Source organism: Verminephrobacter eiseniae EF01-2, assembly GCF_000015565.1.
GTDB classification, from domain to species: Bacteria; Pseudomonadota; Gammaproteobacteria; order Burkholderiales; family Burkholderiaceae_C; genus Acidovorax; species Acidovorax eiseniae.
Window position 1 is genome coordinate 947,900 of sequence record NC_008786.1, and the last position, 12,585, is coordinate 960,484.

Annotated in this window: 11 protein-coding genes and 1 pseudogene; 11 read left to right on the forward strand and 1 reads right to left on the reverse strand. The window is 68.7% G+C overall.

Translation table 11 applies throughout. From position 1 onward, the window contains the following. Positions 1-163 precede the first annotated feature (163 nt). The 5 genes from VEIS_RS04175 (at position 164) to VEIS_RS04195 (ending at position 5,486) form a co-directional block, all read left to right on the forward strand. A complete protein-coding gene (locus tag VEIS_RS04175) occupies positions 164-1,816 on the forward strand; it encodes a hypothetical protein (RefSeq protein WP_011808646.1) in 1,653 nt (550 codons plus the stop codon). A 2-nt stretch (positions 1,817-1,818) separates the two neighbouring features. Beyond that, positions 1,819-2,718, forward strand: a complete 900-nt coding sequence (locus VEIS_RS04180; RefSeq protein ID WP_011808647.1) for a UPF0280 family protein — start codon at positions 1,819-1,821, stop codon at positions 2,716-2,718. Continuing rightward, the gene (locus VEIS_RS04185) at positions 2,715-3,386 is read left to right on the forward strand and encodes an amino acid synthesis family protein (protein ID WP_011808648.1); all 672 of its coding nucleotides are present in this window, start codon (positions 2,715-2,717) and stop codon (positions 3,384-3,386) included. Before VEIS_RS04180 ends, VEIS_RS04185 begins: the two co-directional genes overlap by 4 nt. Positions 3,387-3,576: 190 nt before the next feature. Next, positions 3,577-4,161 (forward strand): amino acid synthesis family protein, encoded by a 585-nt coding sequence (locus VEIS_RS04190; protein WP_011808649.1) that lies wholly within the window; start codon positions 3,577-3,579, stop codon positions 4,159-4,161. Positions 4,162-4,250: 89 nt separating this feature from the next. After that, positions 4,251-5,486, forward strand: coding sequence for an ABC transporter substrate-binding protein (locus VEIS_RS04195; protein ID WP_011808650.1), 1,236 nt, complete (start codon positions 4,251-4,253; stop codon positions 5,484-5,486). 16 nt (positions 5,487-5,502) lie between these two features. Here VEIS_RS04195 and VEIS_RS04200 read toward each other — a convergent pair whose 3' ends face one another. Continuing rightward, positions 5,503-6,465 carry an IS110 family RNA-guided transposase gene (locus VEIS_RS04200; RefSeq protein ID WP_011808318.1) on the reverse strand — a complete coding sequence of 321 codons (963 nt, stop codon included), beginning with the start codon at positions 6,463-6,465 and terminating at the stop codon, positions 5,503-5,505. Between the two features lie 252 nt (positions 6,466-6,717). On the opposite strand from VEIS_RS04200, the gene VEIS_RS04205 reads away from it, so the two are divergent. The 6 genes and pseudogenes from VEIS_RS04205 to VEIS_RS04225 all read left to right on the forward strand — a co-directional run bounded on the left by VEIS_RS04205 (position 6,718) and on the right by VEIS_RS04225 (position 12,567). Next, positions 6,718-8,607: an ABC transporter permease gene (locus VEIS_RS04205; protein ID WP_011808651.1), complete on the forward strand. Its 1,890-nt coding sequence runs from the start codon at positions 6,718-6,720 to the stop codon at positions 8,605-8,607. A 5-nt stretch (positions 8,608-8,612) separates the two neighbouring features. Further along, positions 8,613-9,173, forward strand: a pseudogene (locus tag VEIS_RS30205) (ABC transporter ATP-binding protein); the annotation flags it as partial. 276 nt (positions 9,174-9,449) lie between these two features. Next, positions 9,450-10,214 (forward strand): ABC transporter ATP-binding protein, encoded by a 765-nt coding sequence (locus VEIS_RS30210; RefSeq protein WP_407831853.1) that lies wholly within the window; start codon positions 9,450-9,452, stop codon positions 10,212-10,214. A gap of 72 nt (positions 10,215-10,286) precedes the next feature. Then, positions 10,287-11,009: a bifunctional nicotinamidase/pyrazinamidase gene (gene pncA, locus VEIS_RS04215; protein ID WP_011808653.1), complete on the forward strand. Its 723-nt coding sequence runs from the start codon at positions 10,287-10,289 to the stop codon at positions 11,007-11,009. A gap of 9 nt (positions 11,010-11,018) precedes the next feature. Continuing rightward, positions 11,019-11,363, forward strand: a complete 345-nt coding sequence (locus VEIS_RS28235) for a hypothetical protein (RefSeq protein ID WP_011808654.1) — start codon at positions 11,019-11,021, stop codon at positions 11,361-11,363. A gap of 112 nt (positions 11,364-11,475) precedes the next feature. After that, complete coding sequence (locus VEIS_RS04225; protein ID WP_011808655.1) at positions 11,476-12,567, forward strand: tetratricopeptide repeat protein; 1,092 nt, start codon at positions 11,476-11,478, stop codon at positions 12,565-12,567. The last annotated feature ends 18 nt before the right edge of the window (positions 12,568-12,585 follow it).

Below are 12,585 nucleotides of genomic sequence, written 5' to 3' on the forward strand. Positions count from 1 at the left end.
AAACCGCCGTTGCAGGCTCGAAGCGCTTGCGCTACATTCGCGCTGAATGTAGTGACTGCAACATCAAAGTTGAGCAAATGCTACACGGCATGCGCCGGACCTGCAAGCCCTGGCGCACAGGCAATGGATGCTGCAATGAGGCAATGGAAATTGGGCCGCCACGATGACCGAACATACCAGGACCGATGGGCTTGCCGGCATGGCGCTGCCGCCGCAGGAACTGCCGCCGGAGCCGGCCCGGCCTGGCGGCGCCGCCAAGCTCCAGTGCCATGCCTGTCCGGTGCTGTGCCAAATCGCGCCAGGCCGCGCCGGGGCCTGCGACCGCTATGCCAACCGGGACGGTGCGCTGGTGCGGCTCGACCCCCTGGTGCTGCTGCGCAAAACCCTGGATGCGGGTGCGGCCACGCTGGTGCCTTTTGCGCCCCGTGGCGCTGACGCCGGTGCAGCCGGTGGCGCCGACGCCAGCGCCGACACAGCGGCGCCATGGTCCGGCGATCTGCTGCACGCCGACGAGGTGTTCGTCACCGGTGTCGGCGCTTCCACCACCTACCCTGATTACAAGCCGGCCCCTTTCATCGTCGGCTCCCGGGTGCAGGGCGTGGACATGGTGACGGTGGTCACCGAGGGCATCTTCAGCTATTGCAGTTTCAAAGTGAAGATCGACACGGACCGTTTTCTCGGCCCCGAGCAGGCCCCCGTGCGCTGCCAGGGCGAGGCGGTAGGCCATGTGACCACGGCGGAGTACGGCTCGCAGATGCTGTCGCTCGGCGGCGTGCAGCACCTGACCGGCGGCAGCCGCAAGGAGGGCCGCATCACCGCCGAGCTGATGCAGCGGCTGGGCAACAAACAGGCGGTGGAACTGGGCATAGACGCTGGCGCGCAACTGCTGCTGCAGGCCGGCCGCGCACCCATCGTCAACGGCGTGGCCGAGCAACGCATGCGGGTGGGCTGCGGCTCTGCCGTGATCGGTATCTTTGCGCGCCAGTGCTGCGGCCATGCCGATGAAGTGGTGGTGGTCGATGACCACATCACCGGCGTGCTGACCGAGCACCAGGCCGGCCGCTGCCTGGGCATGAAGCCCTCGGGCATACGCATGCGCGGGCGCAAATCCACCCCGGGGCGCTACTTCCAGGTGGCGCAGCCCGGCACCGGCTGGGGCGGCACCGACTTGACCGACCCGCTGGCCATCATCGCCGGCTGGGACGCGCGGCGGGCCTGGCCCGGCTTGCGCCTGCTGATCACGTCGACCACCGGCGAACATGCCGGCTGGTACCTGCTCGACCGCCAACTCAAGCCGGTGCCAGCGCCGATGCCTGCGGCCGTCGGGCACATCGTGCAGCGCATCGGCCAAAACTGCGAAGCCGCGCTGAGCTCGGTGCTGTTCCTGGGCGGTGCCGGCGGCAGTCTGCGCGCCGGTGTCACCGAGAACCCGGTGCTGCTCACGCGCGCCATCAAGAATGCGCTGGTCCATGTCAGTTGCGGCGGCGCGCCGGCCTATCTGTGGCCGGGGGGCGGCATCACGGTGATGGCCGATGTGCTGCGCATGCCCGACAACAGCTTTGGCACCGTGCCCACGCCGGCCCTGGTCGCCCCGATGGAGTTCAGCATGCGCCGCGCAGACTATGCGGCGCTGGGCGGCCATGTGGCGCAGATCCGTGACCTGCGCGAGGTACTTGCGCAGGGCGCGTGGCATGGCGACGGGGCGCCCCGGGCGCGCCAGTGGCAGGGCCTGCCTGCGGGCAACCCCTGGCCGTCCTGGCCCTCTTGGCCGCCAGGCCAGCGCCCATTGCCGGGCACCCCTGCCGGGCGGGATTGATCATGCCGGCCTGGCGCTGTCTTCTGCCCGGTGGCCGCTGGCATTTTCAGCATGGGCCGATGGACCTGATCATCGAAGCCCGGGGCGACAGCCGCGCCGTGGCCCTGGCCCATGAGCGCGCCTGGCTGCGCTTTGCCGGTCTGTTGCAGGAGTTGGTGGACGAGTTGCCTGCGCTGCGCGCGCCGGTGGGCGCCGGCTGTGCGCTGCGCGGCGTGGTGGCGCGCCGCATGTGGGCGGCCTGCAGGCCGTACCGCGCGGGCTTCATCACCCCGATGGCGGCGGTGGCGGGCGCGGTGGCGCAGGAGATTTTGGCCGGCTACGCCCGGGACGGCATCGCGCGCGCCTGGGTCAACAACGGCGGCGACATCGCGCTGCACCTGGCGCCCGGCGCGTCGGCCAGCGTGGGCATTTGCTCCGACATCGCGGCGCTGGATGCGGCGCAACTGCGCAACGGCTTGTTGCCGGACGGCCAGTTGCGCATCCGCAGCGCGATGCCGGTGCGGGGTGTGGCCACCAGCGGCTGGCGCGGGCGCAGCCAGTCGCTGGGCATTGCCGACAGCGTCACGGTGTTGGCGCGCACGGCGGCCGAGGCCGACGCTGCGGCGACCATCGTGGCCAACGCCGTCGATGTGCCCGATGAGCGCATTGGCCGCATGCCGGCCTGGCAGGTGCGCGCCGACAGTGACCTGGGCGCGCTGCCTGTCACGGTGGCCGTGCCGGCGCTGCCCGCCGGGCAAGTGCGCCATGCGCTGCGGCAAGGGCTGGAAAAAGCGCAGCGATTGCAGTCCGACGGCCTGCTGTGGTGGGCCTTGCTGGTCTGCCAGCGCCAGTGGGTGGCCACGGCGGCGGCGCCGGCCCGGTCTTTGCACCAGCCATTGCACTTGCACAGGTCGCTCCCATGATCCGCATCCGGCGTGTTTTCACCCAGTTGGAGGACATCCGCCACGAATTCGGCCCGGTCGCCGACCGGCCGCTGCTGCGCGGCGCCATCGCTGCGGTGCTGAGCAATCCTTATGCGGGCCGGTACGAGCAAGACATTCTGGCGCTGATGGATGCGCTGCAGGATGTGGGCCTGGACCTGGCCCGGCGCCTGCTCCAGACGCTGGCGGTGCCGGCCGGGCGCATCGAGGGCTATGGCAAGGGCGCCATCGTCGGCGCGGCGGGCGAGCTCGAACATGGCGCGCTGTGGCATGTCCCCGGGGGCTATGCGATGCGCGAGTTGCTGGGTTGGCAGGCAGAGCGCAGCGCCGATGCCCGAAGCGCCAAGGGCGCCAAGGGCACCAAGGACCCCCAAGGCGCCCGGGGCCGCGGGCAGGGCGCCAATGCCTTGGCCATCGTGCCGGCCACGAAGAAGGTCGGCGCGCCGGGTTGCGCGCTGGATGTGCCGCTGACCCATATCAACGCCAGCTATGTGCGCAGCCACTTCGACACCATCGAGTTGCGCGTGCCCGGCGCGCCGGCGGCCGATGAACTCATCGTCATCCTGGCCATGTCCACCGGCCCGCGCATCCATGCTCGCGTCGGCGGCCTGGCAGCCGCCGACATCAGCCAATGGAACGGTCTGCGCTAGTGTCGCGTCACCGATCAGATGTCGCAGGCTGCGCGCAGCCATCGGAGCGCAGCGCAAGGCGCAGCGCGCGGCCCATGCCGAGCGTATTGGCAAGCGATGCAACGCCGCGCTGCGCTTCGATGGCCAGCGCAGACCGACAGATGACCGATGACGCGACACTAGGGCGCAGTCCACGACACCGGGAGCCACCATGCCAGCCAGGATTCGGAAAATCATTGTCCAGACCGACGAGGTCCGCGTCGAGATGGGGCGCGACATTCAGCCGCCGGTGCGCAAGGCGCTGGCGCTGGCCGTGATCGACAACCCCTGCGCCGGTCGCTATGTGGAAAACCTCGATGCGCTGGCGGCCATCGGCGAGGAGCTCGGTGCGCTGCTGGGCCAGCGCTGCGTGCAGGCCCTGGGCATCGCGCCGGAGCAGGCGCACAGCTATGGCAAGGCCGCCATCGTCGGCGAGGCGGGCGAGCTCGAACATGCTGCCGCCGTGCTGCACCCCAAACTGGGCGCGGCGCTGCGCAGCGTGCTCGGCAAGGGGGCGGCCATCGTGCCATCGAGCAAGAAGATCGGCGGCTTGGGAACGGCCATCGACGTGCCGCTGGGCCACAAGGATGCCGCTTATGTGCGCAGCCATTTCGACGCCATCGAAGCGCGCGTGGCCGACGCGCCGCGCGCCAACGAGATCGTGGTCGCGATTGCCGTGACCGACAGCGGCCGGCCCCTGCCACGCATCGGCGGCCTGGATGCAGCCGGCATCCAGGGGCTCGATGGGCTGCGCTGAATGCCGCCTCCGGGCAACGACCCGCACCGGCACCGATCGCCCTGACCACCGCAGATCACCCCTGCCTGCCCTTTTTGAGGAGTTTTCCGATGCCGCTGCGAGCAAACCCCAGGCCCGCCATGGCCGCCGCCCTGCTGGCCACTGCGCTGGCCATGACGCTGGCCACGGTGCCGCCCCCTGCCCAGGCCCAAACCCGGGGGGTGATCAAAATCGGCGAGATCAACAGCTACAAGGCGCAACCGGCCTTCCTGGAGCCGTACAAGAAAGGCATGGAACTGGCGATCGAGGAGATCAATGCCGCCGGCGGCCTGCTGGGCAAGAGGGTGCAACTCATCGTCCGCGACGACAACGCCAACCCGGGCGATGCCGTGCGCGCTGCGCAGGAGCTGGTGGCGCGCGAAAAGATCGATGTGCTGACAGGCTCCTTTCTGTCGCACATCGGTCTGGCACTGGCCGACTTTGCCAAGCAAAACAAGTTCTTCTTCCTCGCCGGCGAGCCGCTGACCGACAAGATCGTCTGGCAAAGCGGCAACCGCTACACCTACCGCCTGCGCCCCTCGACCTACATGCAGGTGTCGATGATGGTGCCCGATGCGCTGGCGCTGAAAAAGAAGCGCTGGGCGCTGGTGTACCCGAACTACGAATACGGCCAGTCGGCTGCGGCCACCTTCAAGCAGTTGCTCAAGGCTGCGCAGCCGGATGTGGAGTTCGTCGCCGAGCAGGCGCCGCCGCTGGGCAAGGTGGATGCGGGCAGCGTGGTGCAGGCGCTGGCCGATGCCCGGCCCGAGGCCCTTTTCAACGTGCTGTTTGGCGCCGACCTGTCCAAGTTCGTGCGCGAAGGCAATACCCGCGGCCTGTTCCGGGGCCGCGAAGTGGTCAGCCTGCTGACCGGCGAGCCGGAGTATCTGGACCCGCTCAAGGACGAGGCGCCCAACGGCTGGATCGTCACCGGCTACCCCTGGTACGGCATACAGACGCCCGAGCACCAGGCCTTTCGCACGGCCTACCAGGCGCGCTTCAGCGACTACCCGCGCCTGGGCTCGATCGTTGGCTACAGCGCCATCCGGTCGCTCGCCGAGGGCCTGAAGAAGGCCGGATCGGTGGACGCCGAAAAACTCGTCGCCGCATTCAAGGGCCTGCAAGTGCCGACACCGTTCGGGCGCATCACCTACCGCCCTGAAGACAACCAGTCGACGATGGGCGGTTATGTGGGCCGCACCAGAAACGAGGGAGGCAAGGGCGTGATGGTCGATTACCGTTATGTCGACGGCGCCAAGGTGCAGCCGTCGGCCGACGAGGTGCGGAAAATGCGCCCGAAAGACTGAGTAACCGTCTTCCGAGTCAAGTGCCGTGCAGCGATTTATCCCAAGGTTTGCCGGTTCTGACCATGGCGTTGAGCGTGGTCAGGAGTTTGCGCATGCACGCCACCAGAGCGACCTTGGGCAGCTTGCCGGCAGCCTTGAGGCGTTCGTAGAAGGCCTTGATGGCCGGGTTGTAGCGAGTGGCAGTCAGCGTTGCCATGTACAGCACACGCCGGACCTCGAAGCGTCCTCCTTGCACCCGTCGTCGGCCCTTGCTGCTGCCGGAATCGTTGGCCATGGGCGCCACGCCTACCAGGGCTGCGATCTCGCGCCGGTTGAGCCGGCCCAGTTCGGGCAACTCGGCAATCATCGTGGCGCTGGCCACCGGACCAACGCCTGCGGCCGACTGCAGCAGCCGGTCCAGATCGCCGAAGTGCTCCCGCACATGGCCCACCATCTGCGTCTCCAGCTCATTGAGCTGTGCCTTGATGGCAGCCACGATGGCCTCGATGCTTGGGTGCAGCTTCGCGGGGGTGATCTGCAGGCGCTGGCGTTCGGAATGAAGCATGGTCAGCAGCTGGCGCCTGCGTGTGACCAGCGCAGCCAGCCACTGCTGGCACTCGTCGGTCAGGGGGCGCAGGAAGCGGCTCAGGTCTTCGCGGCGCAGCAGCACCGCGGCCAGCTCCGCGAGCATGCGTGCATCGACCGCGTCGGTCTTGGCCAGCCGGCCCATGGACTTGGCGAAGTCGCGCGCCTGGCGCGGATTGAGCACCGCCACGGGCAGGCCTGCGGCCTGCAGGGCACACGCCAGCGCCACCTCGTAGCCACCGGTGGCCTCCATTACCACCAGGCCCACATCCAGGGGCTGCAAAAGCGCTGCAAGGGCCGAGTGGCCTTCAGCATCGTTGGTAAACCGCTGGGCCCCGCTCTTGGGCTCCAGCACACAGACATCGATGTGCGCCTTGGCTACGTCGATGCCCACCGTCATTGAGGTAACAGACATGATCTTCAGATCCCTTGCTTGTGCATGCGCGCTCAAGCTTGGCGCGCGTAACCGTTCGGGCTTCACGAAGACCAGCGCGGCGGCCGTGCGTTCTGTACTCAGTCACGGGCTCCATCACCCCAGCCGCTACCAAACTGCACGGGCCCGTCTGGCCGCCTCAACGGCGTTCAGACTCTACCGCGCTGGGCCGGTTTAAAGATACAAGCCGCCCCGCAGCGACGAACGCAGGGCCATGCGCGCCAAGGACGGGCAATGGATTTTTCCGGTTTCATCGTTCAACTGCTCAACGGACTGGCGGGGGCCTCCTCGCTGTTCCTGGTGAGCGCCGGGCTGTCGCTGATCTTCGGGGTCACGCGCATCGTGAACTTTGCCCATGGCTCGTTCTTCATGCTGGGCATCTTCATGGCCTATTCGCTGGCCGCCCTGCTGGGCCAGCGCCTGGGTTTTTGGCCCGCGCTGCTGCTGGCGGCGCTGGCGACGGGGGCGCTCGGGGCGCTGGTGGAAGTCCTGCTGCTGCGCCGCATCTACCGCGCGCCGGAACTGTTCCAACTGCTGGCCACGTTTGCGCTGGTGCTGATCATCAAGGACGCGGTGCTGTGGTTCTGGGGGCCCGAGGAACTGCTCGGCCCGCGCGCGCCGGGCCTGTCGGGCGCGGTCGATATCCTGGGGCGGCAGTTCCCGTCTTACGATCTGTTCCTGATCGTCGTCGGGCCGGTGGTGCTGGGCCTGCTGTGGCTGCTACTCGAGCGCACGCGCTGGGGCACGCTGGTGCGCGCGGCCACGCACGACCGCGAGATGCTCGGCGCCCTGGGCGTGCGCCAGGCCCGGCTGTTCACCGCCGTGTTTGCGCTGGGCGCGTTGCTGGCCGGCCTGGGCGGCGCGCTGCAACTGCCGCGCGAGCCGGCCACGCTGGATCTGGACCTGAACACCATCGGCGCGGCCTTCGTGGTGGTGGTCGTGGGCGGCATGGGCTCGATTCCCGGCGCCTATCTGGCCGCGCTGCTGATCGCCGAGCTCAAGGCCCTGTGCATCTGGCTGGGCGTGGTCGAACTCTGGGGCTACAGCGTCTCGTTCTCCCGGCTCACGCTGGTGGTGGAGTTTCTGGTGATGGCCGTGGTGCTGGTGCTGCGCCCCTGGGGGCTGATGGGCCGGCCGCAGGGCCTGGGCCGCGCCAACGCCGCGCCCGAGGCGCCGCTGCGCGCGTCCGGGCGCTGGCAGCGCGGCGCCGGCGCCGCGCTGCTGGCCGGCCTGGTGCTCGTGCCGCTGTTTGCGGCCGGCTCGCCCTACCTGACGGTGCTGATGATCGATCTGCTGATCGCCGCGCTGTTTGCCGCCAGCCTGCACTTCATCATGGGCCCGGCGGGCATGCATTCCTTCGGCCATGCGGCCTACTTCGGCCTGGGCGCCTATGCGGCGGCCTTGCTGCTGCGCGCGGGCCTGGCGATGGAGGCCGCGCTGGCGCTGGCGCCCGTGGCTGCGGCGGCGGGGGCGCTGCTCTATGGCTGGTTTTGCGTGCGGCTGTCGGGCGTGTACCTGGCCATGCTGACGCTGGCGTTTGCGCAAATCACCTGGGCCATCTGCTACCAGTGGGATGGCGTCACCGGCGGCAGCAACGGCCTGACCGGCGTCTGGCCGGCCCCGTGGCTGGCGGGCCAGCGCAGCTACTACTACCTGACGCTGGCCCTGGTGGTGGCGGGCCTGCTGCTGCTGCGCCGGATGCTGTTCGCGCCGTTTGGCTACGCGCTGCGGGCCGGGCGGGACTCGGCGTTGCGCGCCGAGGCCATAGGCATCGATGTCCGGCGCCTGCAATGGACGGCCTTTGTCATCGCCGGGCTGTGGGCCGGCCTCAGCGGCGCGCTGTTCGCGTTCTCCAAGGGCAGCATCTCGCCCGAGACGCTGCATGTGGTGCGCTCGGTCGATGGCCTGGTGATGGTGCTGCTCGGCGGCCTGCAAACGCTGGCCGGCCCGGTGGTGGGCGCCGTCACCTTCACCTGGCTGCACGACACCGTGGCGCGCAACACCGACTACTGGCGCGCGCTGCTGGGCGCCATCATGCTGGCTTTGGTGCTGCTGTTTCCGCAGGGCATCGTCGGCGGCATCCGGCAGGGTTGGGATCGCTGGCGCGCCGGGGGTGGCGCATGAGACACATGAGCGCCGCCCGGCCGCCCGAAGGCGCTCGTACCGCAGCCGAAGGTGCTCCAGCGAGCTTGCTGACGGTGACGGGACTGGGCAAGTCCTTCGGCGCGGTCAAGGCGGTCGATGGCATCGGCTTCACGCTGGCCGCCGGCGAGTTGCTGGCGCTGATCGGGCCCAATGGGGCCGGCAAATCGACCACCTTCAACATGATCAACGGCCAGTTGTCTGCCGATACCGGCTCCATCATGCTCGACGGCCAGCCGCTGCGGGGCCGCAGGCCGCGCCAGATCTTCCGCCTGGGCGTGGGCCGGACCTTCCAGATAGCCGAGACCTTTGCCTCGCTGACGGTGCTGGAGAACGTGCAAATGGCCCTGCTGGCGCACGAGCAGCGCCTGTTTTCGTTCTGGCGCAAGGCCGCAGACCACCGGCGCGATGCGGCCCTGGCGCTGCTCGACCAAGTCGGCCTGCAACCCCAGGCCGACCGGCCCTGCCATGCGCTCGCCTACGGCGACATCAAGCGCGTGGAACTGGCCATGGCCCTGGCCCACGACCCCCGGCTGCTGCTGATGGACGAGCCCACGGCGGGCATGGCCCCGAAAGAGCGCAACGCGCTGATGGCGCTGACCCGGCAGTTGGTGCGCGGGCGCAGCATGGCCGTGCTGTTCACCGAGCACAGCATGGATGTGGTGTTCGCCCACGCCGACCGGATGATCGTGCTGGCGCGCGGGCGCCTGATCGCCGAAGGCAAACCGCTGGCGCTGCGTGAGCATCCCGAGGTGCAGCGGGTGTACTTCGGCACCGGCAAGACTTTCGAGCGCCAGGCGGCCAGCGAGCCCGGCACATCCGGCATACCCGGCGCCGGGGCCGCGGCAAGCGCCGGCGCCCCGGGCGAAGTCCTGCTGCAGGCCACGGGCTTGCACGCCTGGTACGGCGCAGCGCAGATCCTGTACGACCTCGACCTGTATGTGCGCCGGGGCGAGGTCGTGGCGTTGATGGGACGCAACGGCGCCGGCAAATCGACCACGCTCAAGGCGCTGATGGGCCTGTTGGCCAGGCGCAGCGGGCAAATCCGCTTCATGGGCCAGGACCTCTCCCGCAGCGCGCCGCAGGCCGCAGCACGTCTGGGCCTGGGCTATGTGCCCGAAGACCGGCGCGTGTTCACCGATCTGACGGTGCTGGAAAACCTGGAAGTCGGCCGGCAGCCCGAGCGCCGCTGGCCCGATGGCACGGCCGCCCCGGCGTGGACGCCCGAGCGCCTGTTCGCGCTGTTTCCGAACCTGGGCGCAATGCCGCACCGGCCCGGCGGCCGCATCAGCGGCGGCGAGCAACAGATGCTGACCGTGGCGCGCACGCTGATGGGCAACCCGCTCTTGCTGCTGCTCGACGAGCCGTCCGAAGGCGTGGCCCCGGTGATCGTCGAGCAGATGGCCCGGATGATCCTGGAGCTCAAGGCGCAGGGCGTGAGCATCTTGCTGTCCGAGCAGAACATGCACTTTGCCGAACTGGTGTCCGACCGCGCCTATGTGCTCGAAAAAGGCCAGATCCGTTACCAGGCCAGCATGGCCGAACTGGCCGCCAACGAAGAGGTGCGCCTGTCCTGCCTGGGTGTCTGAGAGTAGTCCCCCGGCCCGGCCCCACCGGGCATGGCCGGATTTGCCTGTGCGTTCGCAACCGGAGTGTTCATCATGCCATTGGCCCCGCGTCGTCGTTTTCTTCAGTCTGCCGCCGGCACGCTCGCCGGCGCCGGCTTCCCCCCGGCAGCGGCAGCGGCCAGGATCAAGCCCGGCGCGAATGCGGTGCTGATCGTGGTCGATGTGCAAAACTGCTTTGTCCCCGGAGGAGCGCTGCCCGTGGCCCGGGGCGACGAGGTGGTGCCGGTGATCAACCGCATTGCCACGGCCTTCGACAACGTGGTGCTGACGCAGGACTGGCACACCCCGGGCCACATATCCTTTGCCAGCAGCCATGCGGGCAAGAAGCCGTTTGACACCATCCGGCTCGGCTACGGCGAGCAACGGCTGTGGCCCGACCACTGCGTGCAAGGCAGCCAGGACGCCGCGCTGCACAAAGACCTGCATCTGCCCCAGGCCCAGATGATCCTGCGCAAGGGCTTTCATCCGCAGGTGGACAGCTACTCCGCGTTCGAGGAGGCCGACCACAAAACCGCCACCGGCTTGACCGGATACCTCCGACAGCGCGGCATCGAGAGCGTGTTCGTCGCCGGCCTGGCGACCGACTTTTGTGTGGCCTGGACAGCGCTCGATGCCCGGCGCCTGGGTTTCGATACCTCTGTCGTGGAAGACGCCTGCCGCGCCATCGACATCGATGGCTCGCTGCAAGCGGCCTGGAAACAGATGCAGGCCAAGGGCATCGAGCGCATACAGTCCGGCGACATCGACATCGGCTGACGAAAGCTAGTGTCGCGTCACCGATCAGATGTCGTAGGCTGCGCGCAGCCATCGGAGCGCAGCGCAAGGCGCATCGCGCAGCCAATACCGAGCGTATTGGCAAGCGATGCAACGCCGCGATGCGCTTCGATGGCCAGCGCAGACCGACAGATGATCGGTGACGCGACACTAGGGCCTCGCCCGAGGCGCCGGTCTGGCGCCGCTGCGCGCGCCCGGGCCATGCGCGTGCAGCAGGCCGCCGTCCCCAAGTGGGAGCGCCGTGACGACGCCGTGACGAATATGTCCGTCGGCGCGCCCCGGGAGCATGTCGACGCACCCGGCGGGGGGTTGAAACTCGTTGCCGTTGTTTCCTGATAAAGACATTCAAGTCCGGCCATTCGGGCCGGCGCAGCAACGCAAGCCGCGATACTACGTTTCTTGCCAATGGGCGCCATTGCCCCGCCCATTCCACCGCTGGAGACCACCCATGAGCCTGCCTTTTCATCCCCTGGAGACCGACCTGTTTGCCCGCGCGCAATGGCTGCTCGACCCAGAGTGGTTGGCGCGCGACCCTGACCTGGCGCCGGTGCTGCCCACCGTGCTGGCGCGCAATGTGGGGCAGGACTGGCACAAGGCAGGCACGTTCCGCCACCACCTGGTGGGAGTGGCCCGCTCGCTGAGCCTGTGGCAGCAGCCGCGCGACGTGCGGCTGCTGGGGCTGCTGCACAGCGTGTACGGCAATGCCTTCGTGGACCTGGTCAAATTCGACCCGGCCAGGGAGCGGGCGCAGATGCGGGAGTTGGTGGGCGAGTCGGCCGAGCATCTGGTGTACCTGTTTTGCACCCGTTCGCGCACGCAGTTCGTGCAGCGGGTGCTGGCCCAGGCGCTGCAAGCCGATGGCAGCCTGGTGCTGGAGCAAGGCGATGGCCGCCACCTGCTCACGCCATATGAGGTGGCGGTGTTCATCATCGTCACCATGGCCGACGCCATCGAGCAGTGGTTCAGTTGGCAAGACGATGTCTACTCGGGCTTTCCCCGGCTGGAGCCGCAGCGCCAGCAAGCGGTGCATTGGGCGGCTTCGCTGTGGCCTGGCCCGATGCGGCCCACGGGGCGCATGCTGCAACAGATCAGCGCCCTGGCGCAGGCGCTGCAGCACCCGGGGCTCAAGCAGTTGTTGCCGCTGCCGCCGGTGTTTGCGCATTGCAGCCAGCGCCTGTCCGCGTCCGATGAGGCCGCTGCCACTGCGCTGTACTGGTCGGTGATTGCGCAGGAGCACCCGCTGCTGGACCCGGATGTGGCCACGAACATGCTCGAAAGCGCCGTGCGCCACAACCCCTGGGTGGGCGAGCCGCAGATGGTGCTGGCACAGTTGTACCTCGCGGCCGGGCGCAAGGACGAGGCGAAGCTGGCAGCGGCCAGCGCCTTGCAGTTGTTCAGCGCCTGGGGCAATTCCTGGGACAAGCGCGTGCAGTGGGACGCCTGGGTGGCCTGGACACGCATCCTGCTGCAAGGCGCAACGGTAGACGGCGCCTGGCCCGAGCGGCTGGACAAGCTCAACAATGTGGCGCTGCGGCACTGAATCCCCCCGGCGCCGGAT

Bases quoted from the DNA above. Each gene is read 5' to 3' on its own strand.
- VEIS_RS04175 (WP_011808646.1), top strand. From the start codon at position 164: ATGACCGAACATACCAGGACCGATGGGCTTGCCGGCATGGCGCTGCCG.
- VEIS_RS04180 (WP_011808647.1), top strand. From the start codon at position 1,819: ATGCCGGCCTGGCGCTGTCTTCTGCCCGGTGGCCGCTGGCATTTTCAG.
- VEIS_RS04185 (WP_011808648.1), top strand. From the start codon at position 2,715: ATGATCCGCATCCGGCGTGTTTTCACCCAGTTGGAGGACATCCGCCAC.
- VEIS_RS04190 (WP_011808649.1), top strand. From the start codon at position 3,577: ATGCCAGCCAGGATTCGGAAAATCATTGTCCAGACCGACGAGGTCCGC.
- VEIS_RS04195 (WP_011808650.1), top strand. From the start codon at position 4,251: ATGCCGCTGCGAGCAAACCCCAGGCCCGCCATGGCCGCCGCCCTGCTG.
- VEIS_RS04200 (WP_011808318.1), bottom strand. From the start codon at position 6,465: ATGTCTGTTACCTCAATGACGGTGGGCATCGACGTAGCCAAGGCGCAC.
- VEIS_RS04205 (WP_011808651.1), top strand. From the start codon at position 6,718: ATGGATTTTTCCGGTTTCATCGTTCAACTGCTCAACGGACTGGCGGGG.
- pncA (WP_011808653.1), top strand. From the start codon at position 10,287: ATGCCATTGGCCCCGCGTCGTCGTTTTCTTCAGTCTGCCGCCGGCACG.
- VEIS_RS04225 (WP_011808655.1), top strand. From the start codon at position 11,476: ATGAGCCTGCCTTTTCATCCCCTGGAGACCGACCTGTTTGCCCGCGCG.